The 24,367-nt window shown below is 65.8% G+C and carries 17 protein-coding genes; 3 read left to right on the top strand and 14 right to left on the bottom strand.

Annotated features, from left to right (window positions below; translation table 11 throughout):
• Positions 1-34 precede the first annotated feature (34 nt).
• The gene (locus tag CFB52_RS33865; protein WP_257220857.1) at positions 35-871 is read right to left on the bottom strand and encodes an EAL domain-containing protein; all 837 of its coding nucleotides are present in this window, start codon (positions 869-871) and stop codon (positions 35-37) included.
• A gap of 678 nt (positions 872-1,549) precedes the next feature.
• On the opposite strand from CFB52_RS33865, the gene CFB52_RS33860 reads away from it, so the two are divergent.
• A complete protein-coding gene (locus tag CFB52_RS33860) occupies positions 1,550-3,649 on the top strand; it encodes a sensor histidine kinase KdpD (RefSeq protein WP_099318575.1) in 2,100 nt (699 codons plus the stop codon).
• Positions 3,650-3,674: 25 nt separating this feature from the next.
• Here the strand turns inward: CFB52_RS33860 and CFB52_RS33855 are convergent, their stop codons facing one another.
• The 4 genes from CFB52_RS33855 to CFB52_RS33840 form a co-directional block, all read right to left on the bottom strand.
• The gene (locus CFB52_RS33855) at positions 3,675-4,484 is read right to left on the bottom strand and encodes an NYN domain-containing protein (protein ID WP_179231830.1); all 810 of its coding nucleotides are present in this window, start codon (positions 4,482-4,484) and stop codon (positions 3,675-3,677) included.
• Between the two features lie 279 nt (positions 4,485-4,763).
• The gene (locus CFB52_RS33850) at positions 4,764-5,558 is read right to left on the bottom strand and encodes an OmpA family protein (RefSeq protein WP_099318574.1); all 795 of its coding nucleotides are present in this window, start codon (positions 5,556-5,558) and stop codon (positions 4,764-4,766) included.
• 106 nt (positions 5,559-5,664) lie between these two features.
• The gene (locus tag CFB52_RS33845; protein ID WP_099318616.1) at positions 5,665-9,909 is read right to left on the bottom strand and encodes a YadA-like family protein; all 4,245 of its coding nucleotides are present in this window, start codon (positions 9,907-9,909) and stop codon (positions 5,665-5,667) included.
• A gap of 1,081 nt (positions 9,910-10,990) precedes the next feature.
• Positions 10,991-11,872, bottom strand: a complete 882-nt coding sequence (locus CFB52_RS33840; RefSeq protein WP_230971896.1) for a response regulator transcription factor — start codon at positions 11,870-11,872, stop codon at positions 10,991-10,993.
• A 317-nt stretch (positions 11,873-12,189) separates the two neighbouring features.
• Between CFB52_RS33840 and uvrA the strand changes: the two genes are divergently transcribed.
• The gene (gene uvrA / locus CFB52_RS33835; protein WP_099318573.1) at positions 12,190-18,099 is read left to right on the top strand and encodes an excinuclease ABC subunit UvrA; all 5,910 of its coding nucleotides are present in this window, start codon (positions 12,190-12,192) and stop codon (positions 18,097-18,099) included.
• 81 nt (positions 18,100-18,180) lie between these two features.
• On the opposite strand, the gene CFB52_RS33830 is transcribed toward uvrA, so the two are convergent.
• The 8 genes from CFB52_RS33830 to CFB52_RS33785 form a co-directional block, all read right to left on the bottom strand.
• On the bottom strand, positions 18,181-19,122 hold the full coding sequence (locus CFB52_RS33830; RefSeq protein ID WP_059577419.1) for an amino acid ABC transporter substrate-binding protein: 942 nt from the start codon (positions 19,120-19,122) through the stop codon (positions 18,181-18,183).
• Positions 19,123-19,135: 13 nt separating this feature from the next.
• Positions 19,136-20,443 carry a dicarboxylate/amino acid:cation symporter gene (locus CFB52_RS33825; RefSeq protein ID WP_099318572.1) on the bottom strand — a complete coding sequence of 436 codons (1,308 nt, stop codon included), beginning with the start codon at positions 20,441-20,443 and terminating at the stop codon, positions 19,136-19,138.
• Positions 20,444-20,856: 413 nt separating this feature from the next.
• Complete coding sequence (locus CFB52_RS33810; RefSeq protein WP_099318615.1) at positions 20,857-21,591, bottom strand: ABC transporter substrate-binding protein; 735 nt, start codon at positions 21,589-21,591, stop codon at positions 20,857-20,859.
• A 267-nt stretch (positions 21,592-21,858) separates the two neighbouring features.
• Positions 21,859-22,200, bottom strand: coding sequence for a hypothetical protein (locus CFB52_RS33805; RefSeq protein WP_059637813.1), 342 nt, complete (start codon positions 22,198-22,200; stop codon positions 21,859-21,861).
• Positions 22,201-22,246: 46 nt separating this feature from the next.
• Positions 22,247-22,453 (bottom strand): hypothetical protein, encoded by a 207-nt coding sequence (locus CFB52_RS33800; RefSeq protein WP_099318571.1) that lies wholly within the window; start codon positions 22,451-22,453, stop codon positions 22,247-22,249.
• 9 nt (positions 22,454-22,462) lie between these two features.
• A complete protein-coding gene (rpsU, locus tag CFB52_RS33795) occupies positions 22,463-22,675 on the bottom strand; it encodes a 30S ribosomal protein S21 (RefSeq protein ID WP_059577430.1) in 213 nt (70 codons plus the stop codon).
• A gap of 33 nt (positions 22,676-22,708) precedes the next feature.
• Positions 22,709-22,918, bottom strand: a complete 210-nt coding sequence (locus CFB52_RS33790) for a hypothetical protein (RefSeq protein WP_059577999.1) — start codon at positions 22,916-22,918, stop codon at positions 22,709-22,711.
• Between the two features lie 48 nt (positions 22,919-22,966).
• A complete protein-coding gene (locus tag CFB52_RS33785; protein WP_059578002.1) occupies positions 22,967-23,251 on the bottom strand; it encodes a hypothetical protein in 285 nt (94 codons plus the stop codon).
• A gap of 174 nt (positions 23,252-23,425) precedes the next feature.
• Here CFB52_RS33785 and CFB52_RS34915 point away from each other — a divergent pair, with 174 nt between their 5' ends.
• Complete coding sequence (locus CFB52_RS34915; RefSeq protein WP_180278301.1) at positions 23,426-23,866, top strand: hypothetical protein; 441 nt, start codon at positions 23,426-23,428, stop codon at positions 23,864-23,866.
• Positions 23,867-23,914: 48 nt separating this feature from the next.
• On the opposite strand, the gene CFB52_RS33775 is transcribed toward CFB52_RS34915, so the two are convergent.
• Positions 23,915-24,118 (bottom strand): cold-shock protein, encoded by a 204-nt coding sequence (locus CFB52_RS33775; RefSeq protein ID WP_059637809.1) that lies wholly within the window; start codon positions 24,116-24,118, stop codon positions 23,915-23,917.
• Positions 24,119-24,367: the final 249 nt, after the last annotated feature.

Here is a 24,367-nt window from a genome sequence, read left to right as displayed (position 1 = left end):
GGATGGCGCCTACTCGCCTACGGCGCGCGCGGGGCTACGACAGGATCCGCGCATGGCAATCGGCGATGAACGTCTGGACCGCCGCTTCGCGCAGCGGCTCGCCGAGATAGAAACCCTGGCCGTCGACGTCCGGCAGCGTGCTGGCCCATTCGAACTGCGCGGCGGTTTCGATGCCCGTCATCACGATGTGCTTGCCATGGCTTTGCGCGATGTGCACCAGGGTCTCAACGACCCGCATGGATTCGTTGTTTTGCAGGACATCGCGGATCAGCGAGCGATCGAACTTGACGATATCCACCGGCAACTGTTGCAACAGCGTCAGCGAATTGAAGCCTGCACCGAAGTCGTCCAATGCGACGCGCACGCCGATTGCCTGCGTCGCATGGATGGCCTCCACCAGCCAGTCGAGCCGGGCAGGCGGAACGACGTCGGTCAGCTCGATTTCGACGCGAGCCGGCTCGAGCCCGAGCGACGTCAGCAGTGCGGAAAGCTGCGCCGGAAAATCCGCGTGCCCCAGCTCCGACGGAGACAGATTGATCGCGAGAGACAGCTTGCCGTAACCGGCCGCCTTCCACTGCGCCAGCATGTGCGCCGCTCTTCGGGTGAGCAGTTCGGTGAAGCGCGTGGCCAGACATGAATCCTCGATCAGGCTGATGAACGACGCGGGCTCCAGGATGCCGCGCGCCGGATGGCGCCAGCGCATCAGACATTCGAAACCGGCCAGACGGATTCCCTGGAGCGCGAACTTGGGTTGCAGGAGGAAAAAGAACTCGCCCTGACGAAGTCCGCGTTCGGCATCGTCGAGCGGATCGTTTGATGCAAAGGGGAAATTCATGAATGTCCGGGTACGCCGATTAAATGTCGGCAGCATGTTGCTGATCGATCGATTCTATTGAGTGGAATGCAAAATTTCAACTCATGGAAAATAAACAAATGTAAATTTGTTTATTGTTTTGTATATTGTGGCTCGATTTTTGAGAATGAGATTCATGGGAATCGTATTGTGATATCTGGACTGCATATTGAAAGCTGAATTGATTTCGTTTTGTGTGATGATTCGGATTTTAATGCACCGATTTTTTTGGGTGGAGCGAGCGGTGCGCGTGCTTTGGATGAGGGATGATGTCGCCTGGAAGTGATGGTTTGTTATGGAAAGTATCGGGATTGATCTTGAATTAAATGTTAATTTAATTGCAATTAAATTGGATGGTTAATTCCGGTGAAAATTGAAGTATAATTGACGCATATTAAATTACGGATCGCTGCTTGGAGGTCGTTTGGCCGGGTACGTCCGAGCGCGTATGTACAGGGCGGGCGATCGGCACGTGAAGGGGGGTGACCGGCTGCTGCGTCTCCGGTCAATGCTGCTTGAAGTGGGGTGCGGTGTTTGACGCAGGCATGTCAGATGCCGATCAATGCGATATCGATGGAGCATCATCTGATCGACATGTTCGGAAGATTTTTGGGGCTGGGGCGGCGCCGTTCATGTGATGAAGGCAGGCAGATGGCCGGGAGCGTGTCCTCGTATTGCGCCACGGAGTGGATACGCGTGACGTTTGCGCTGGTGCTGGTCTGTGCGGTGCTCACGGCGACACATGCGCTGCAACGCGTCGACCGCGCGTGGTTCGGGTTCGTGTCACGGTCGGCCCACGGCGGGCCCGTCAAGCCGCTGGCGATGATCGTGGTCGACGAACGTACGACCGCGCGTCTGGGCAACTGGCCGTTCAGCATCGAAACCCGTGAGCGGATGATGGAGCGGCTTGCCGGAAGCGGCGTCGCAGTCGTCAGTATCGACCTGACCGGCTTGCGGGACGTCGCGCGCGCACGTGCCGGGCACCGCGGTGGCGAGGCGGCAAGTCGCGGCGGCGCACGAACGGAGGCCGGGAGCGGCAACCTCGGCAATTCCGGCAACGCCGATCAAGCCTGCGCGCGCGACGCTGCGTTTCACTGGAACGGACCTTGCGAGCGCTACTCGTACGTCAACGTGCTGGACGGCGCGGTGCCGTCGAACCGGCTGAGCGGCCGCGCGGTCCTGATTCGCGCGGCTGCCGACCTCGGGCATGGCCGGCCCGGCGTGTCGTCGGCCGGCGTGCGGCCGATCGGAGACGATGCCGCGGCAATCGTTGCATCGCCTGCGCCGGCCGCGGCGGCACCGCTTCAACAGGCCGGTCTTGCGTGGGCGCTGCTGTTCAACGAGGCCGTCGTGTGCGTGATCTGTGCGTTGCTCTACCGGTTCGGTCCTGGTGCCGGCCTCGTTGCATCGTTCGTCGTCGCAGGAGCGGTTGCTGCGATCGCGTATGCCGTGTTCATGGTCGGCGGCGAGGCGCTGCCGCCCGCCACCGGCATGCTGATGTGCGTGCTCGCCTGCGTGCTGGTGTTCTGGCGGCGTACCGAAGTGTTGCTGCGCTTCATCGGTCTCCTCGGCGACCGCATGGCGACCGACCCGTTGCTGCATGCGGAGTCGGCGAGCGTCGTGCGACACGTCGACCCGGTTCGGCGGCAACTGGACAGGACTGCGAATCTGGATGCGCGAGTACGTCGCTATCGTGCGCTCATCGACGCATGGGTCGACAGTCTGCCGGAAGCGACGCTGATTGCGTCGGCCGACGGTGTCGTGCTGCTGGCGAACCGGCGGATCGCCGCGTGGTGCGCGGAGCCCGACGAGCATCCGGATGCCGGGCGGGCGCCGGTGGGCCGGCCGGTTTCGGACGTGCTGTTTCAGATCACCGCATCGCATCGGGCGAATGAATTCGTCGCGCAGGCGTTGACGTCGCTCGATCACTGGCCTGACGGCGACGCGCTGTCGGCACAGACGAAATCGCAGCTCGACCAGGGAATCGAGATCGCCAATGCACGGTGCGGTCGTTCGCTGCTGATCAAGTGCGCACCGATCCGCCCGTCCGTCTATGGCGAGCGCGCGCTGGTCTTTCATGTCGCGGACGTCTCGTCCGTGCGGATGGCCGAGCGGCAGCGGGACATGGCGCTGCGATTCCTGTCGCACGACATGCGGTCGCCGCAGGCGTCGATTCTCGCGCTCGTTTCGCAGATCCGGCGGGATCCGTCGCGGTACACGCCGCAGCGCTTCGCCGAACTGGTATCACAGTATGCGACGCGCGCGCTGACCCTCTCCGACGATTTCCTCTTTCTTGCCAGGGCCGAGAATCTGCCGCCGAAGCTGGCCGCGGTCGATCCCGCACTGGTGCTCGGCGATGCCGTCGACGATCTGCTGCCGCAGGCGAGTGCGAAATCGACGATCGTCAACCTGACGGCGGAGCCCGGGCTCAGTACGATCGCCGATGTGCAATTGCTGCGGCGGGCATTCGTCAATCTGATCGGCAACGCGATCAAGTTCGGTCGCGAAGCCTCCACGGTCGACGTGGAGTTGTCGGCCACGGATCGGCACGTGAAGATCGCCGTGACCGATTACGGAACCGGCATATCCGAGCGCGACCAGGAAAAGCTGTTTCGCGAATTCACGCAACTGGACGGCGGCGCGTCGATGTCCGGGCATGGTTTGGGCCTGGCATTCGTCAAGACGGTCGTCGATTCGCTCGGCGGAAAGCTGCAGGTCCGCTCGAAGCTGGGGGAAGGGACGACCTTCCTCATGTTCCTGTCGAAGCACGATCACGACGCGGCGCTCGGGCGCTGATCGGGCTGCCGCGATGCCTTGATGGCTAGGCGCTGGAAACGACCTGAATCCGGCGCGCCTCAGGGGCGCCCGTGTGTTTCGCGGGCATCGCGAGGTCGAATTCGAGAATCGTGCTTCGAGACGGCAACCGCGCGACGATCGACGGATCCTGCAAACTGCTGCCGCGAAAGTAGGCGGGGCTCGTCTCGGCCGCCGCGAGCAGCGGCGTATCGGGCAACGCGGCCCAGAACGCGATGAAGCCATATCCGTCGTCCGGCTCGAACCGGTTGCACACGCCGCGCACGCGTGAGCCGACCTGGCCCCAGGCAGGCGAGCCGGAGGCCGCATCGCGAACCGGCAGCAGGCCCGGCACCAGATAGCCGCTGATGAACTGGTCGGCCGCATCGCGTAATTCGAGCGGCACGTTGTCGAACCCGAGGACTTCGACCCGGCATCCCTTCTTCTGCAACGCTCGTACGACTTCGACGAAATCACCGTCGCTGGTGGCGACGAGCACGGTGTCGAGCCGGTCCGATTCGGACAGCGCGTCGATGGCCATGCCCAGATCCGAATTCGATTTGACGGTTTCGGTGCCGTCCTCGTCGGCGATGTGTCTGAGCGGCTTGACCGTGACGCGGAATCCCTTGTCGCGCAGTGCCGCCTGATAGCCCTTGATCCGCGCGTCGTAATCGGCGGAGCGTGCCGCGCGGCGTGCGTCGAAACTCAGATACGCGTGCAGCCGCTGAATCGTGGCGCCGGCCCGACCGGCGAGCGCGCGCAGCACGTCGTATCGCATCAGATGGCCGCCATTCGCGTCGATGCTGCTGCCATCCACATACACCCCGACCCTTCTCATCGTCGTCATCCGGATTGCTGGTAGCTGGTCGCTCAGGCGTTCGAATCAAGCGCCGTCGTGCCGCGTCGCGCGCTTTCCGCACGGGTAGGGCGCAGCGCGGGCGCTCGGTCGTTCCGGCCCGGCGCCGATACGGCGGCAAACGCGATGCCGCCGGCGATGCCGGCAAGCCCGAGGCGCGCGTTACCGCCCACAGGGGCGCGATGCCGGTTTGCCGGTCGTTCGATGGTGGCGCCCGCCACGCGGGCGAAGCGTGAATGACGCCACCGGCGTCGCGGCCGGTCAGTCGCGGCCGCTGACCGCGATCGAGACCCGGCGATCGGGCTGCAGGCACGCGATCACGGCGCGGCTCTGGCCGGGCGGGCAATGCGCGACGGGCTCGCGCGATCCCACGCCGTCCGCCTCGATGACGTTTCCGTCCAGGCCATGCGCGATCAGATAGCGGCGGACCGTTTGCGCCCGCGCGCGCGACAGCGGGTCGTTCACCGCGGGGGTGCCGATCCGGTCGGTGTGCCCGACGACGACGATCCGCGTGATCGTCTTGTGGCGCTTGATTCGCTCGACCGCATCGTCGAGCTGCGCCTTGCCGCCCGGCTGCATCGATTCGAGGCTCGATTGGCCGAACGCGAACAGCGCGTCGCTTTGCAGCGTGAATTGCTCGATCGGTGCGGCCGGCGACTCTGCCGCGGCCGCCGGCGCGGCGGATTGCGTGCGCACGAAGTCCGCGCATGCGGGGTCGCGCCAGTACGTATTGCTCACCTTCATGTGCTCGTCGTAGCGCACCTGGTACTGGCACGAGACGACTTCGTTGCCGCGGCGGAAGTCGAACAGGTAGTTCCACACGTGGCTGCCGACGAACCACTCGTTGAAGTGAGGAGGACCGAGCAGGTCGAACATCTGGTCCTTGTTGAGGCCGGGCCCGACGTTACGCAGGTTGGCCACGTTCACGAACGTGCCGCCCTTCGGGCTGGCGGATTGCGGATCCGGGAAGCGGGGCGGCCCGTCGGCCGCACAGCCTGCCAGGGATGCAACGGAAAGCACACTGACGGACAGCGCAAGTGCCCATTGGATTTTCATGATCAGTCTCTCATCGTATAAGGAGCCGCGTATCCGGCGCCGCGGCAACGATCGATCGTTGCGCGCGGCCGCCGCGTGTCGCTGCAGGACAGCCGTTTTTCCGCCGTCACCACTGGTAACCCGCGCCGATCACGGCGCCGTAGTCGTTGCGCGTGTTGGTCGTGATGGCGGCCTTATAGATCCAGTGATTGTTCTCGGAGATCGTCGAGATGCCGATCGCCTGCCCCGACTGGCTGCGATAGACGCTGCCGGCGATCGCCACCATGCTCTTGCCGGGGCCGGACGGTTGCGGCAGGCCCGCGACGGCCATCGCACTGGCGGTGCCGCCGTCCGCGTCGCGTCGCAGCGACTGGATCTTCGCGTCGGTGTACGCGTTTGCGTTGCCCACTGCGGCATTCAGTTGCTGGACATTGACGCCATCGGTGGGCGCGGTGCCGGCGGCGACGTTCGTGAGTTGCCGCGTCGAAGTCGCCGTGCCGATCGACACGACGTTGTTGCGCCCGCCGTCGTTGCTGCCCGAGCCGATCGCCACGGAGCCGTTGCCGGACGACGTCGCGCCCGAGCCGATCGTCGTCGAGCCGGTGCCCGATGCGGTCGAGCCGTTGCCGACCGCCGTGCTGTTCGAGCCGGACGCCACCGCGCCGTTGCCGCCTGCCGACGAGTTCGAGCCCGTCGATGCGGGCGGCGTCGACGAGCCCGGTGTCGACGGGAAGCCGCCGTTACCGTTGGTACTGCTGATGTTCTGGATCAGCGTCGTCAGGTTCTGGTTGACGGCCTCGAGCTGGCTGACGTTGACCGCGTCGGTGCCGGCCGAGCCGGCGGCGAGACCGGTGATCTTGCGGTTGCCGACGTTGATTTCGCCGGCAGACGACTGCGGGCTGCTCAAGCCGTACGCAATGTAGTTCGACTGCGCGCCGACGGTCGTGACCGAGCCGGCGCCGAGCGCGATGCTGTTCGCGAAGCTCGCGCTGGCGCCCGAGCCCAACGCGATGGCGTCGGCTGCGCTGCTGTTCGCGCCGGAGCCGATCGCGATGCCGCCCGACGTGCCGGCAACGGCGTTCGCGCCTTGTGCGATCGATTGCGGCCCCGTCGCATTCGCGCCGCTGCCCAGCGCGATGGCATCGGCCTGCCCCGAGTTCGCGGCCTGACCGATGGCCACGCCGCCGGGCGCCGTCTGCTGCACGATCGCACCGTTGCCGATCCCGACGCCGTTGTCTCCATTGACGACGGTGGTCGGCCCCACCGCGATCGATTCGGCGCCTACCGCGAGCGAATCGGCGGCGGTCGAGTTGGCATGGAAGTACATCGTCGGCGTGACGGCGAACGATTGCAGGGCCCCGGTCAACTGCCGGACCGTGACCGCATCGTGCGCGTCGGTCCCGTCGGCGACGTTGATCAGTTGCCGGTACGTGTTGCCCGATGCACTGCCGAACGACACGGCGCCCAGCAGGGTTGCGTCGGACGTATTGAACGGTACGGTGTGGCTGCCGGCCGGGATCGTGCCGCTGCCGGCCGCGATGGCGCGATCCGATACGGCGCCCGAGCCGATCGCGGCCCCGCCGGCTATCGAAACGGCCGTCTGCGCACCGAGCGCCACGCCGCTCGCCGCGCTCGATTGCGCGCCGGTGCCGGCGGCCAGGCTGCCGGCCGCGCTCGCGACTGCCTGAGGGCCGACGGCAATGCTGTCCGTCCCGGTCGCCTGACTGTCGGCCAGCGTCGAGTTCGCGTGGAAGTATTTGATGCCGGCGCCATTGTTGATGTTCGAGATGGCCGTCGTGTTGGCCGTCACCTGCTCGTTGGTCGCGAACAATTGCGAACCGTTGACCGCATCGGTGCTGGTGCCGCTCAACTGGCCGGCCGCGACGTTCTGGATCTGGCGTTCCGCGCCAGGTGCGCCGACGCTCACGACGCCGGCGGGGGCCGCGCCCGCGAAGTTGTAGGTCACGCCGCCGATGACCGCGCTCGAGGTTGGGGTGGCCGCGGTGGTGGTCGCGTTCGCACCGAGCGCGACAGAATTCGCGACCGTCGCTTGCGCGTTTCCGCCGATCGCGACGGCATCGGCGCCGGTCGCCGACGAATCGGGCGCAGTCGAATTCGCGTGGAAGTACTTGATGCCCGCGCCGTTGTTGATGTTCGATATCGCGGTCGTGTTTGCCGTTACTTGCTGGTTGGTCGCGAACAACTGCGACCCGTTGACCGCGTCGGTGCTGGCGCCGCTCAACTGGCCGGCCGCAACGTTCTGGATCTGGCGCTCCGCGCCCGGCGCACCGACGCTCACGACGCCGGCCGGTGCCGCGCCCGCGAAGTTGTAGGTCACGCCGCCAATGACCGCGCTCGAAGTCGGCGTGGCGGCGACCGTCGCTGAATTCGCGCCGAGCGCGACGCTGTTGGCCACGCTCGCAGTCGCACCCGAGCCGAGCGCGACGCCACCGGTGGCAGCGGCCTGGACGTTGGCCGCATCGCCGATCGCGATCGCGCCCGCGACATTGGCCTGCGACGCGTTGCCGAGCGCGACGGAACCCTGCCCGGTCGCGACGTTCGTATTGCCCAGCGCGACCGCGCCATTGCCGTTCGCAGTGTTGTTGGCGCCCATGGCCACGGCGCCGTTGCCGGTAGCCGTGTTCGGATCGCCGATCGCCACCGCGCCGTTGCCGTTCGCGGTTTGGCCTTCGCCGAGTGCGATCGCACCGGTGCCGCCGGTCACCTGCGAGTTGTGACCGCCGGCGATCGAACCCGCGCCCGCGGCTGCGGCCACCGTGCTGGTGTCGCCGAATGCGACCGTCGAGCCGGCCAGCGCTTGCGAGCCGGTGCCGATCGCGACGCCGCCGTATGCCGATACCCCGGCATTCACGCCAAGCGCCACCGAGTTGTCGGCGCCTGCGGTAGCACCCGCGCCGAGCGCGACGCCGGAAATGCCGGATGCGGTCGCCAGGTTGCCGAGGGCGATGCCGAACAGGGTGGACGCCGTGGCGGTGTTGCCGATGGCGATCGAGCTCGTGCCGCTCGCCGTCGCCTGGCTGCCGAATGCCTGCGCGTAGGTATTGCTGGCGAGCGCGTTGTAGCCGATGGACACGGCCTGCGCGCCCGTCGCCTGCGTGCCGGAACCGGGGACGCCCGCCGTGCCGCCCGGGCCGAGCGCGACCGCGTTGACACCCGACGCCCCGCTGTTGACGCCGATCGCGACGCCGGACGCGCCGCTGACCGATGCGCCGGAACCCAGTGCGATGCCGGCGTCGGCGGTGTTGGTGGTGATCGACTTGAAGCCCGCGGCGATCGAGTAGCTGCCGGCCGCGGTCGCGAGCGTCGCCAGCGCGGTCGAGTGGTCGCCCGATGCGGTACCGCCGGCGCCGAGCGTCGTCGCGGAATTGTTGGAGGCAACCGACGCGTTGCCGAGGGAAATCGATGAAACGCCGGACGCCGCTGCATTCAATCCACCGGACAGCGCGTTGTCTGCGCTCGACCGTGCACCCGCACCCAACGCCGTGCTGCCGATTCCGGATGCCGTGGAGAAATCGCCGAGCGCACTGGCGTTCTCGGCGGTCGCGGCGGCAGAGGCGCCGAACGAGGAAGCGTTGGTGCCGGTCGCGAGTGCCTGATGGCCGATCGCGCTCGCACCGATTCCGCTGGCTGTCGTGTTGCCGCCGATGGCAGTCGAACTGCTACTGGAGGCTGTGGCGGCTTGCCCGAAAGCGCTGGCGCCGGTGTCGCTCGCGACGGCGCTCGAGCCGATCGCCGTCGCCGCGGTGTTGGTTGCAGACGCCAAGACGCCCAAGGCAACAGAGTTTGCAGCGGTTGCCAATGAATTGGGGCCGACCGCAGTTGACGTGATGCCCAACGCAAGGGCTGCGGGACCGAGAGCGGTGCTGGTTTGCCCGGACGCAGTCGCGTTCACGCCGATCGAGAGCGCATTCCCTCCGGTAGCGAGTGCATTTGCTCCCATCGAGATTGCGCCGGCGGCGGACGAATGGGCATTCGTGCCCAGCGCTACTGCATTCAGTCCGGAGGTAGATGCTTGGCTGCCGATGGCAATTCCAAGTCCACCGCTTGCGGTTGCGGCTACGCCGCCGGCGCCTGAGATCGCGACATCTCCGGTCCCCGTGGCACTGCCGTTGCCAGCGGAATACTGGGCGTGTGCGATCTGGTAAGACGCGCCGAGGCAAACCGGGATCGCCAAGCCGAGAAGGATTCGAATGGTCCGTTGCTGTCCGATCACCGAGTGTGATCCCGCCAGCCGGTCGTCGCACGAGACGTCCGAGCCGGAGTCGCCCTTGCCGCGCGCCTTGCCGAGCTCCGATGCTGCGACGAACGTGCCGCGAGACTTGCTCCATATGACCTTGTACACTCTATTCATCTTGATCACCCCTATGAAGGAATAAATCTTTATCGGATACGATTGGGTAGTGGTGCTAAATGCCTTGTGACAATAAAATTTGCGTCATGGGCGGTTGATCGAGATCTTGCGCTGTCCATGGAGGACGATGCGAGGTGTCGTCCATGGCGCTGCAAGCGGGTCTTGAGCGGGAGCGTCGCTCGGCGACTTCGACGGCGCACGGCCGTCGAAATATCGGAATGGAATGATCGGGTGCGACCACGACAGTGTGTCGGGTCTCGAATGGGATTGGGGCGGGGCGGGTAAGTCGATCGCGTGACAACGCCGCGCGGTCGCGGTGATCACCGATCGCTTCATGAGGTTTTCCATTTCTGTATCTCGGCATGAAAAAATCGTGCTCGACGGCAGGCCGCCGTTACTGTAAATGGGATAGTCGGAACAACTGCCAATTCAATATGCGATCTTGATTTTTGGACGAGTAAATTCGTCTTCGAGAATAGTTATGGTCGGGTACTTTGCGATGACTTTTATAGATTGGTGAATGCCGATTTCCGTGCGGAGAATCGATCATTTTAAAAATGATATAAACGTATTTAATTGCATGATCCTTGTGATGCTAGATATTAGGGGAGAACATTCGAATCAGAAAGCAAACATTTGTCACGCATTGAATGATTGTTAACGTGTGACGACGCTGCCATCATTGCGATGGATCGGATGGGGCGCACGTAGACGGTTCGGGCTGACTTGCGCCACGCGTCGGTGTCAAAACGTCGAGAGGCATCGGAGATCCGATGGTCAGGTGTTCCGAAATGAATAGGAGTTCAAAGCGAACGCGGGGCGGTCATTACGTCGGCGTGCGGCGCAAGGGAATCCGGCGCGTCGGCCGGCGCATATCAGGCGCCGTGCGGATGCGGTTCGTCGTGGTGCAGAATGCGACGATCAGTATCGGCAATGCCGTTGCGGCGCCCGCGCGAGATTCGAGATTGCCATTGCCGCGGAAGCCCGCCTTGTTGCGTGACGAAGCGCCGGCGCATGTCGTCGGCGCATGCCGGGAGCCGCGCCTGCTGCCCGAGACACGGCTACCTACCTGCAACGAAACTCACGCGCGGCTTTCCATCAGCATGCCTACGTCGCGACGAACGTCGGTGGAAGCTTCGGCGGCGGGCTTGATCTGATCGAGTCGATAACCGAGCGTATAGATGGCGGAAAGGCGCAAGCCGTTCTCGATCCCGAGTTTCAGTTTCTGCCGAATCCGGTAGATATGCGTATCGAGCGAACGCGACTCCGTTCCCAGTTCCCGCCCCCACGCCGTGGTCGCCAGCAACTCGCGCGACATGATCTTGCCGAGATTGTGAAACAGGCACGCGACGAGTTGAAATTCCTTCGTCGTCAATTCGATCTTGGTATCGCGAAGCCGGACCGCGCGCTCCACCGGGTCCAGCACGTACGCGCCCGCCCGGATCGGCTCGTCGCGCTTCACGTTGCGCGCAACGCGGCGCAACAGCGCGTTGACCCGCGCGGCGAGCTCCTCGGCGCGGAACGGCTTGCTCAGATAGTCGTCGGCGCCGGCCTCCAGCGCCCTGACGACATCGAGTTCCTCGACGCGGCTGGTGAGGAACAGCACGCCGTATTCGACATCCGCACGTGTCCGGATCCAGTTCAGGACTTCGATGCCGGTCAGGCTGGGCAAGTGCCAGTCGAGCACGACGGCGTCGACGGATTCGGACCGCAGGTAGCGCAGCGCCTGCTCTCCATCGACGACGACCTTGATCGTGTGGCAATAAGGGGAAAGTGCGCTTTGCACTTCCTCCGCCTGAACGGGATCGTCCTCCACAACCAATATGCGCATTCGTGCCCCCGGGTATCGTGATCGGCCTGCTCGACTGAAACGGAAAACATGGCTGTGCGAGCAGGCAAACGTTTGCTTTTTGATGCAATTGAAACAAACGGTTAAGGAATATAAATCATCGGTAATGAGCAAGATTGTGACATTTTGTGAATTCGTCGTATGAATGACGCGGCCAGTAAAAAGAGACGGAACCCATCTTTTTCGAAGGAATTTTTTACTTGCCCGGGGAGCGCGCCGATAAATGGAATCGCGATTTCGGGCCATCGGCGCGCGCGGTGTCGTGGCCAGGCGGCGGTCGTGCGGATGGCAGCAGCCGTCAATGGAAAACTGTATGAATGTACAGTATAGTATCCGTCGAACTCGACCGGCGCGGGCATCGCCCGTGCGACATCCGCCGCGGCGCGGCGGCACAGTGAATTCCGGCTAACTCATCCAGACGGGCAGGCAAATTGTCATCCAGCAATCTGATCCGCATTCGCGGAGCACGTCAGCACAACCTCAAGAATCTCGATCTCGACCTGCGCACCGGCGAAATGACGGTCGTCACCGGCCCGTCCGGCTCCGGCAAGTCGAGTCTCGTGTTCGACACGCTGTACGCGGAAGGCCAGCGGCGCTACGTCGAGACCTTCAGTGCCTACGCGCGGCAGTTCCTCGACCGGATGGATCGCCCGCAGGTCGAGCGCGTCGACGGCGTGCCGCCCGCGATCGCGATCGACCAGACCAACCCGGTCCGCAGTTCGCGCTCGACCGTCGGCACGATGACCGAGCTGAACGACCACCTGAAGCTGCTGTACGCGCGCGCGGCCGAGCTGTTCGACCGCAAGACCGCGCGGCAGGTGCGGCACGACACGCCGGAGACGATCTACGCGGAGCTCGTCGCGCGCACGCAGGCCGACGATCCGCGCGTGGTCGTCACGTTCCCGGTCGAATTGCCGGAAGCGGTGTCCGACGAGGAAATCGCGCAGTGGCTGTCGGCGAGCGGCTACACGCGCGTGCAGGCGCAGCGCGAAGTCGCGTCGCCCACCGGGCCGCGCAAGATGCTCGACGTGGTGGCCGACCGCTTCCGCGTGCAGCAGGCCGACAAGGTGCGGGTGGTCGAGGCGATCGAGGCGTCGCTGAAGCGCGGCGGCGGCCGCGTGAACGTGTACGTGCTGGCGGCGGACGCGGAAAACGCGACGGCCGAGCCGCAAGTATGGCGCTTCTCCACCGGGCTCCACGATCCCGATAGCGACCTGCGTTACGCGGAGCCGCAAGCGGCGCTGTTTTCGTTCAACTCGGCATACGGCGCGTGCGAAACCTGCCGCGGCTTCGGCCGCGTGATCGGCGTCGATCTCGGGCTCGTGATTCCCGATGCGCGCAAGACGTTGCGCGGCGGCGCGATCAAGCCGATGCAGACGCCCGCGTGGAAAGAGTGCCAGGACGACCTGATGCGCTATGCGGCGAAAGCCGGCATCCGGCGCGACGTGCCGTGGTCCGAGCTGACGGACGCCGAGCGCGACTGGGTCGTCAACGGCTCGCCGGACTGGAACGGCAAGTGGCAGAGCCAGTGGTACGGCGTGAAGCGCTTCTTCGGCTACCTCGAATCGAAAGCGTACAAGATGCACATCCGCGTGCTGCTGTCGAAATACCGCAGCTATACGCCGTGCGACGTGTGCGGCGGCGCGCGCCTGAAGACGGAATCGCTGCAATGGCGGCTCGGCTCGAAGGAGAATGCCGACGGCGTGCTCGCGCCGGCCGACCGCTTCATGCCGCGCGGCGTCGAATGGAGCCGCGCGCAGCTCGAAGCGCTGCCCGGCCTGACGGTGCACGATCTGATGCTGCTGCCGATCGAGCGCATCCGGCGCTTCTTCGACGAAATCGTGCTGCCGAGCGCGCTGCTCGACGACGCATTGAAGCTGCTGCTCGCCGAAGTGCGCACGCGCCTGAAATACCTGTGCGACGTCGGGCTCGGCTACCTGACGCTCGACCGGCAGAGCCGCACGCTGTCGGGCGGCGAGGTGCAGCGGATCAATCTGACCACCGCGCTCGGCACGTCGCTCACGAAAACCCTGTTCGTGCTCGACGAGCCGAGCATCGGGCTGCATCCGCGCGATCTCACGCGGATCGTCGAGGCGATGCAGCGGTTGCGCGACGCGGGCAACACGCTGGTCGTCGTCGAGCACGATCCGTCGGTGATGCTCGCGGCCGATCGATTGATCGACATGGGGCCGGGCCCGGGCGAGCGCGGCGGCACGATCGTGTACGACGGCACGCCGTCCGACATCCGTTCCGCGCACACGCTGACGGGCGAGTATCTCGGTGGCCGCAAGCAGGTCGCGCATGCGTCGAACTGGGCGCGCCGCGCGGTCGACGCGAACACGCCGCGCATCGTGCTCGAAGGCGCGACCGAGCACAACCTGCGCGACGTCACGGTCGAAATTCCGCTGCAGCGGCTCGTGTGCGTGACGGGTGTGTCCGGCTCCGGCAAATCCACGCTGCTGCAGGACGTGCTGTATCCGGCGATGGCGCGGCACCACGGCAAGGCGACCGAATCGCCGGGTGCGTACCGCAGCCTGACGGGCGCCGACCAGGTCGGCGACGTCGTGTTCGTCGACCAGTCGCCGATCGGCAAGACCACGCGCTCGAACCCGGCGAGCTACGTCGGCGCGTTCGACGAAATCCGCAAGCTGTTCGCGAAGGCGCCGCTCGCGTTGCAGCGCGGCTACGGCGCGGGCACGTTCAGCTTCAACTCGGGCGACGGCCGTTGCCCGACCTGCGGCGGCTCGGGTTTCGAGCACATCGAGATGCAGTTCCTGAGCGACGTCTACCTGCGCTGCCCGGATTGCGACGGCAGCCGCTACCGTGCCGAAATCCTCGAAGTGCGAATCGAGCGCGACGGCCGCGCGCTGAACATCGCCGACGTGCTCGACCTGACCGTCAGCGAAGCGGCCGCGTTCTTCGCGACCGATGCCGAGGTGCTGCGCGTGCTGCAGCCGATCGTCGACGTCGGCCTCGAATACGTGAAGCTCGGCCAGCCGGTGCCGACGCTGTCGGGCGGCGAGGCGCAGCGCCTGAAGCTCGCCGGCTTCCTCGCCGAGTCGGCGGCGGCGGCGGGCGGGCGGCGGGTCGCGACGGAAGAGGCGCGCATCGCACGCGCGAAACTGTTCATGTTCGACGAGCCGACCACCGGGCTGCACTTCGACGACATCGCGAAACTGATGCAGGCATTCGGCAAGCTGCTCGCGGCCGGCCATTCGCTGATCGTGATCGAGCACAACCTCGACGTGATCCGCGCGGCCGACTGGCTGATCGATCTCGGCCCGGAAGGCGGCGACGGCGGCGGCCTCGTGCTGTGCGCGGGCACGCCGGACGACGTGAAGGCCTGCGCCGAATCGCATACCGGCGTGGCGCTGCTGCAGTACGACCGCGCGATGGATGTCGGCGCGGTGCATACCGGCGCGGTGCATGCCGACGAAGGCAAGCCGTTGCAGGCCGTGCTGAACGCGGCGCGCGCGCGCCGGGCGATCGAAGGCGAGGACGTCGTGCGCATCGTCAATGCGCGCGAGCACAACCTGAAGGCGCTCGACGTCGACATCCCGCACGGCAAGTTCAACGTGATCACCGGCGTGTCGGGTTCCGGCAAGTCGACGCTCGCGTTCGACATCCTGTTCCACGAGGGCCAGCGTCGCTACCTCGAATCGCTGAACGCGTATGCGCGCTCGATCGTGCAGCCGGCCGGCCGCCCCGAGGTCGACGCCGTGTACGGCATTCCGCCGACCGTCGCGATCGAGCAGCGGCTGTCGCGCGGCGGGCGCAAGAGCACGGTCGCGACCACGTCCGAGGTGTGGCATTTCCTGCGGCTGCTGTACGTGAAGCTCGGGCTGCAGCACTGCATCCATGACGGCACGCCGGTCACGTCGCAATCCGTCGAATCGATCGCCGCGCAACTGCTGCGCGACCATCGCGGCGAACACGTCGGGTTGCTCGCGCCGCTCGTCGTCAATCGCAAGGGCGTGTATACGGATCTCGCGAAGTGGGCGAAGGCGCGCGGCAGCACGCATCTGCGCGTCGACGGCGAGTTCGTCACGGTCGACCCGTGGCCGAAGCTCGACCGCTTCCGCGAGCACACGATCGAATTGCCGGTGGCCGATATGGTCGTGTCGCCGGACAACGAAGCCGAGTTGCGGCGCAGGCTCGACGAGACGCTCGAGCTCGGCAAGGGCGTGATGCACCTGCTCGCGCCGCTCGACGGGCTGCACGATGCGATGCGCAACGATCGTTCGACCGCCCGGGTCGGCGCGGTCAAGGTGCTGTCGGTCAAGCGTGCGTGCCCGGTATGCGGCACGAGCTATCCGGAGCTCGACCCGCGGATGTTCTCGTACAACAGCAAGCACGGCTGGTGCACGACCTGCGTCGGCACCGGCGTCACGCTCACGCGCGAACAGCGCGCCGCATACGACGACACGGTGCTCGCCGGCGACGATCGCGGCCGCGAGCAAACCTTGCCGTCGGACGAGCAGGAACCGGAAGGCGTCGGCAACGAGCCGTGCCCCGATTGCCACGGCACGCGGCTGAATCCGTCCGCGCGCGCGGTCACGTTCGACGCGCATCCGATCGTCGAGGTCGCGCAATGGACGGTGTCGGACACGCGCCGCTGGATCGACGCGCTGGAACTCACGGGGCGCGATGCGCAGATCGCGCGCGACATCGTCAGCGAGATCGGCAGCCGCCTCGCGTTTCTCGAGGAAGTCGGGCTCGGCTACTTGAGCCTCGATCGGGCGGCGCCGAGCCTGTCGGGCGGCGAAGCGCAGCGCATCCGGCTCGCCGCGCAGCTCGGCAGCAACCTGCAGGGCGTCTGCTACGTGCTCGACGAGCCGACGATCGGCCTGCATCCGCGCGACAACCAGATCCTGCTCGACGCATTGCGCAAGCTCGGCGACAAGGGCAATACGCTGGTCGTCGTCGAGCATGACGAAGACACGATCCGCCGCGCGGATCACATCATCGACGTCGGCCCGGGCGCGGGCAAGCGCGGCGGCACGCTGGTCGCCGAGGGCGCGGTCGCCGATCTGGCCGCGCAGCCGGATTCGGTCACGGGCCGATTGCTCGCGCAGCCGATGACGCACCCGCTGCAGCCGCGCCGCGGCGTGAGCCTGCCGGGCAAGAAGGGCGGCGACGCCGTGCCGGAAGCCTGGCTGACCGTGCATGGCGCGACGCTGCACAACCTGCGCGACGTCACGGTCGGCATTCCGCTCGCGCGGCTCGTCGCAGTGACGGGCGTCAGCGGCTCGGGCAAGTCGACGCTCGCGCGCGACGTGCTGATGACGAACCTGCTGGACGCGGTCGGCCGCTCGGTGCTGTCGTCGCCGGCCACGCGGCGTGCGCGCAAGGCGGCGCAACAGGACGCACCGGCCACGAACCGCCGTTCGAGCGTGCTCGCGCGCAGCGCACCGCGGCCGTCGCTGAACGTCACGCATGCATGGCAGGGCTGCGAGTCGCTGAGCGGCTGGGAGCAGATCGATCGCGTGCTCGAGGTCGACCAGACGCCGATCGGCAAGACGCCGCGCTCGTGCCCGGCCACCTATATCGGCGTGTGGGACACGATCCGCAAGCTGTTCGCCGATACGCTCGAAGCGCGCGCACGCGGCTATACGGCGTCGCGTTTCTCGTTCAACACCGGCGACGGGCGCTGCCCGGCCTGCGAAGGGCAAGGCGTGCGCACGATCGGCATGAGCTTCCTGCCCGACGTGAAGGTGCCGTGCGACGTGTGCCACGGGCAGCGCTTCAATCCGGAAACGCTCGCCGTCACGTGGCGCGGCCGGAACATCGGCGACGTGTTGACGATGGAGATCGACGAGGCGGTCGAATTCTTCGCGCCGATCTCGAACATCGCGCATCCGCTGCAGTTGATGAAGGACGTCGGGCTCGGCTACCTGACGCTCGGTCAGCCGTCGCCGACGCTGTCCGGCGGCGAGGCGCAGCGCATCAAGCTCGTCACCGAGCTGACGAAGGTGCGCGACGACATCACGCGGCGCGGCCAGAAGGCGCCGCACACGCTGTACGTGCTCGACGAGCCGACGGTCGGCCTGCACATGGCCGACGTCGCGAAGCTGATTCGCGTGCTGCACCGGCTCGTCGATGCGGGGCATAGCGTCGTCGTGATCGAGCACGATCTCGACGTGATCGCGGAAGCCGACTGGATCATCGATCTCGGGCCGGAAGGCGGCGTGGGCGGCGGCACGATCGTCGCGGCGGCACCGCCGGAAGCGCTCGCGAAGGTGAGTGCGAGCCATACGGGGCGGGCATTGAAGCCCGTACTGGCGCGAACGGCATCGCCCGACGGCGAAACCGAGCGGCAGGGTGAAGCGCGCGTCGGTTGAATGCGGTGCTTGTCGCAAGCGGCCCCGGTGTCAGGCGAGACACCGGGGCCGCTTGCCCATGCGCCCGGCTCGCCGCCGCGCTCATTCGCCCTTGATGCCGATCGTCTCGATGATGGTTTCCAGTTGCGGGCTCATCGGCAGGTTGAGACTCAGGCCCGACGGAAGCGGGCGCAGGAACCAGCGCTTGTACTGGCGTGCGATCTCGCCGTCGGCGGCCAGTTCCACGAAGGTGTTCTTCACGACCTGCGCGAGCTGCGGATCGTCCTTGCGGAACATGATGCCGTACGGGTCGTACGACAGGTAATCGCCCACCACGTCGTACTGGCCGCCCTTGCCCGCATTCTCGGCAATCAGGCCGTACAGCAGCACGTCGTCCGTCGCGAACGCGTCGGCGCCGCCGTTCGCGACGAGCGCGAAGCCTTGCGCATGGTCCGGTACCACCTGCAGCTGGATCCCGAGCCTGAACCGCTGGTCCAGGTCGCGCAACGCTTTCTCGTTGGTCGTGCCGGCCGTCACCGCGACTTTCTTGCCCGCGAGATCGCGGAACGAGCGGATCGGCGCGCCGCGCTTCACCATCACCTTCGTGCCGGCCACGAAGATAATCGGCGAGAACGCCACGCGCTTCTGGCGCTCGAGGTTGCTCGTCGTGGAGCCGCATTCGAGATCGACCTGGCCGTTGACCACCGCGTCGATGCGGTTGTCCGACGTGACGGGCACCCAGCGGATCGTCAGGCTCTTGTTGACCGCATCCTCGATCGACGACACGAGCGCCTTGCACAGCTCGATCGAATAGCCGATCGGCTGGCGGCGCGCATTCAGGTACGAGAACGGTATCGACGCGTCGCGATAGCCGAGCGCGATCGTGCCGGTGCCGCGCACCTTCGCGAGCGTACCGGTCAGTTGCGCCGGCGCGAACGGCTCGACGCGCGGCGGCGGGGAGGGCAGATCGTCCGCGCGCGCGGACGCGCTGGCGGCGAGCAGGCTCGCGAGCGCGAGCGCAAGCCGGAATCGCTGCATCTTCATCGGCGGGCCTCCGTCAGACTTCCGTCGGATGTGCGATCGTCGCTTCCTGTTCCGCTTCGATGCGCGCCGCGTTGGCCTCGGCTTCCGCCTCCGACATCAGTTGTCCTTCCCATTTCGCGACTACCGCGCTCGCGATCGAGTTGCCGACCGCGTTCGTGGCCGAGCGGCCCATGTCGAGGAACGTGTCGACGCCGAGGATCAGCAGTAGCCCGGCTTCCGGCAGCCCGAACTGGTGCAGCGTCGCGGCGATCACGACGAGCGACGCGCGCGGCACGCCGGCCATTCCCTTCGACGTGAGCATCAGCACGAGCAGCATCGTGATCTGCGTGCCGAGCGACAGATGGACGTTGTACGCCTGCGCGATGAACAGCGACGCGAACGTGCAGTACATCATCGAGCCGTCGAGGTTGAACGAATAACCCATCGGCATCACGAAGCTCGAGATCTTGCGCTTCACGCCGAAGCGGTCGAGCGCATCGAGGATCTTCGGATACGCGGCTTCGGAGCTCGCCGTCGCGAACGACAGCATGAACGCTTCCTTGATCAGCACCAGCAGCTTGAACACGCGCGGGCCGAGAAACAGCAACCCGGCGCAGACGAGCAATGCCCAGAGCAGGAACAGGCTCAGATAGAAATCGCCCATGAACACCGCGAACTTCAGCAGCACCGACAGCCCGTTCACCGCGACGGTCGCGGCCATCGCGGCCAATACGGCGAGCGGCGCGAGCTTCATCACGTAGCCGGTGATTTTCAGCATCACGTGCGACAGTTGATCGATCGCGGCCACGAGGATCTTGCCGCGTTCGCCGAGCGCGGCGAGCGCCACGCCGAAGAACATCGAGAACACGACGATCTGCAGGATTTCGTTGTTCGCCATCGCCTCGGCGATCGACTTCGGCACCATGTGGCCGACGAAATCCTTCAACGTGAACTTGGAGGTCGCGAGGTTCGCCGATGCGCCGATGTCCGGCAGCGGCAGGCCGAGGTTGTCGCCGGGCCGCAGCAGGTTCGCCATCAGCAGCCCGAGCAGCAGCGAGACCAGCGACGCGGTGATGAACCAGCCGAACGCTTTCGCGAACACGCGCCCGACCGAGGCCGCGTCGCCCATGTGCGCGATGCCGACGACCAGCGTCGAGAACACCAGCGGCCCGATCACCATCTTGATCAGCCGCAGGAACACGTCGGAGACGAGCGAGATGTAGCCGGCGATTTCGGTCGCGGCCTTTTTGTCGGGAAAGCTCGTGAAGACCATGTAGCCGATTGCGATGCCTGCCAGCATCGCGATCAGGATCCAGACGGCTGCAGCATTCTTTTTTCGCATCGAGAGCCTCCCATGCACCGGTTTCGCAATCGGGGATGGAAGGACGATACAGGACCAGAATGACGATGAACAGTGCAACCGGGTCCGGGTTTGCGCTAGCGCGGGGACGAGGCCGATCGGGCTCGGCGATTGCGCCGGTGGCGCTTCGTGCCCGAAGCCGGCGCGATCCGCAACGGGTTGGTGCGGAGCAGCACATTGCCCCATTCGGCGGTCGCGGGGTCGCGACGTCCGGCGCCGCTTCGCCATTTGCGCGTGTCCTGTGCCCGGCGATGCTGCGTTGCCGCGATTCCGTACGCGTCATGCGCGCGAGGACCGAGCCGGCGCGTGCTGAAATCGCATGCCCGAGCCGCGAGCCGGACGGCCTCGGCGGTCAACGGGTGGGCGCGTTCGGCATGTCGCTGCGCGGCTGTCGATCAGCCAGCCGGCGCGACCGATGCGCCCGTGATGCCGTGCCGGCGCAGCGAATCGGCGACGAAGCCCGACGCCTTCATCTCCTCGACGAACGCGTTCAGCACCGCGGCCGCCGCGTCGCCGCGGCTCTTCGGCACGCCCATCGCCTGCCGGATCACCATGAAGCGCTCGTCGAGCAGGCGCAGGCCCGGCGTTTTCGCGGCGTCTGCTTCGAGCTGCTGCTTCACGCCGGCCGCCACTTCGAGCTTTTGCTCGACGAACGTCGACACGACCGCTTGCGACGTCGGCGCGCGCACGATCCGCGCGGCTTTCAGTTCGCGGGTGAGGAACAGGTCGTACGCGCTGCCGTTGCCGACGGCCACGCGGTTGTGCGGCTGGTCGACGTCCGCATGGGTGCGGATCGGCGACGCGTCGGGCACGAGATAGAAACCTTCGATCAGCACGTACGGTGCGGTGAACGCGACGGTTTCGCCGCGCAGCGGATCGATCGCGAAGAAGCCGAAATCGGCGCGCTCATCGGTCAGCGCCTGCACCGATTTGCCGGCGGCGTCGAACACCACGAGTTCCAGGTCGGCCGACAGGCGCTCGGCGAATGCACGGGCGAGGTCGATCGAGACGCCGAACGGTTCGCCCGTTGCCGGGTCGCGGTTCGCGAGGATCGGGTTGCCGAGGTTGATCGATGCGCGGAGCTTGCCGGTGGGAGTGAAGGCGGAGACGACAGCAGGAGCGATGGACATGAGCGGACTCGCGGGAGGCTTGGGGTCGGTCGGGTGACGGGTGCGCGACAGCGCGTCGATGCCGAGCTTATCATCGGGACGCCCGATGTAGCATGCCGCGGGCGTGGCCGCGTCGAAACGCCGAGCCGGCACGCGACTTTTTTAATCGGTCGCGCCCCGATATGTCGGCACGAACGCGAACCGCGTTCGCATGTCACTGACGCATCGACCCCTGCCTGTCGGTCGCCGTTGCCGGATTGCATGTCGCCCCGTTAACGGGGATCAAGGTCAGACATGCTCGCGAAGGTAACGGATGCACGCCATTCGCAGGCCCGCCCGGTCCGTCGAGGCGTCCGGAGAAGCGGGCGTCGGCGCCGGTTCGGCATGCGCGAGCCGTTGCGCGAGTGCGGCGCTGTCGGCCGGGCCGGCCGATTTCGCGATCTGAAGCGAAGCGTGGCCTATCCAGACGCGATCGCGCCACTCGCATTTCGCACGATGGATGACCAGCCACGCTTGCAGCGATTCGGCGAGCTGGAACGGCGAAAGCCACGCGCGCGTCTGCCTGCGGGTGACGAGTTGCATGACAACGAGGAAGTAGAGCAGATCGACGTACTGGGTCCGGCCGCGCATGGTCCTTTTTGTGGTTGTCGGTGCTGGCGAGTGCGCCGGTGTCGGATTACTGCTGAACGCTGAGCGCCTTCTCGATCGCGGCAATCAGCTTGAACGCATCGCTACGCCCGATCAGAAGCCCGCGGCTGGTGTACTCGCACCCGAATGCATAGAAGCTCGGCAGCAGTGTCACCATGTCGTTCTGCTGATCGAAGTCGACTTCGCATTTCGTCAGCGGGAAGAACGGAGGCGCCTCGGCCGGCATGTTGTACACGATGTCCTCCTAGTACATTTTTCGGGGCGGCAACATGCGCTTGGCCCGCAGGCGCTGCCTGGCAACGGCGCTGGCCTTCTTCCGCTTGCGCTCCGTCGTGGGCTTCTCGTAGCCGGTGCGGGCGCGCAATTCGCGAATCAGCCCGGTTTTCTCGATGCCGCGCCGGAATCGCCGCAGCGCGACATCGATCGGTTCGTTGAGCTTCAGCGTAATTGTCGTCATGTAGATCCTGTCGGGAAAGGCTGGAACGGAAAGCTAGCCGAGCCGCGTCATGACGGCGCTGGCTATCTCGTCGGATTCGAATTCCGAATATCCTGCTCCGATCGAGAGCGCACGTACCGCCATGAACATGTGCAGCTCGGGTTGGTGGCACATCGCTGAATCGGCGATTCTGGCGGGAACGACGGTGTCGATCCGGGTGACTTCATGCCGTTCGATCAAGCCGAGCAGTTCGTCGATGATCATTTCGTCCTCCAAAATACCGAAAAATTGCGTTGTGCCGACGAGCGCGCGTCAGCGCGCGCTGGAAAAGAAGCCCTGTTTGTCCCGATTGTCGTCGATGATGTTCTCGGCAAAGCGCACCGACGCACGACGTGCGTCGCCGGCATTGTCGAATGGGGAGATGTCGTGCAATCGGAAGGTCTGGCTCTGCGTCAGCGTATCGGTGGTGCCGCGCAGGCAAATCTTGACGGCCGCGTCGAACCCGGCGTCGTAGTTGTGCGGGCAGCCATGCGGCGCGGCCACGTGAGGGTAAATCAGCGGATAAATCTCGAATCCACGATAGACGTGCATGCTCATGACGAACTCCTGGCGTTCGGCCACGGCGAGTCGCATGGGCGAACACGTTCGGCCAGTATTCCCATTGCAGGGCGGGCCGGTGGGTGAAGGGGACAACGTTGCAGCGCGAAGGAGGGGCGATGCAGCAAGCGGGTGGGTGGAGGGGCGAACGTCGGAGGGCGGCCGATCGTTCGGATGAGCCCATCATACGCGCATCCTTCGTCGAACGTCCAACTTATTCCGGGTTGGCGCACGCACTTCGTCGAGGACGTCGCCCGGTTTCAGGCGGGTTATTGCGGAGCAGGCGGGCGTTTCTTCGCGCGCGATTTCGTGACCGCAGGCGGTTTGGGCGGCACCCAGTTCAATGCGGTGCCCAGCTTCGGCAAAGTGATGGCCTGGCTGGCACGCGCAGGCGCCTTGTTGCGGCGAGGCTGGTTTCGGGTCATGCGGGTTCTCCTGCTGCACCGCTTGCGCGGTTCGGTGAGCATGACGTGCGCCGCTTGCGCGCGTGCGGTCGGCCGTGCGGCGCGAGTGAGGGCCGGTGTCGGCATACGCACCGGCCGACGGCCGGATGCGAAGCGGGTGGCCGTGCCCGCGCCGAGTCGCGTTACCTGCGACGGAGGGCGCGGCACGTGAAGCGGCAGCGATGTGCCGCTTCACGAACAGGGGCTGACGGTTCAGCGATTACAGCGGGGTGATGTTCGACGCCTGCAGGCCTTTGGGGCCCGTCTTCGTTTCGAAGCTGACCTTCTGGCCTTCCGCGAGGGTCTTGAAGCCATCGCCGCGGATCTCCGAGAAGTGGGCGAACAGATCGTCGCTGCCGTTGTCGGGGGTGATGAAGCCGAAGCCCTTGCTGTCGTTGAACCACTTGACGGTACCGGTATCCATGTTGGATCTCCTGAAAATGAACGAGCGCATATGCCTCGTATGGACGAGGAAAAGGAATCAAGGAGGGAGAGGACAACGAATACCGCAGGCTGCGGTCGATGATGAGCAGCAATCGCGCTTCTTGAATACTTCCGCGGCCGACAGTACGCGTCGGCACGAAGCGTGTCAAGCGCTATCGGCAGGGGCGGAACGCGTGACGCCTGGGTCGCGATCGGTCCCTTGCCGGCACGCCTGTCGCCCGTGCGATAC

The sequence above is a fragment of the Burkholderia sp. AU18528 genome, assembly GCF_002223215.2.
Classification (GTDB): domain Bacteria; phylum Pseudomonadota; class Gammaproteobacteria; order Burkholderiales; family Burkholderiaceae; genus Burkholderia; species Burkholderia semiarida.
This window is presented reverse-complemented; position numbering and strand designations above follow the sequence as displayed.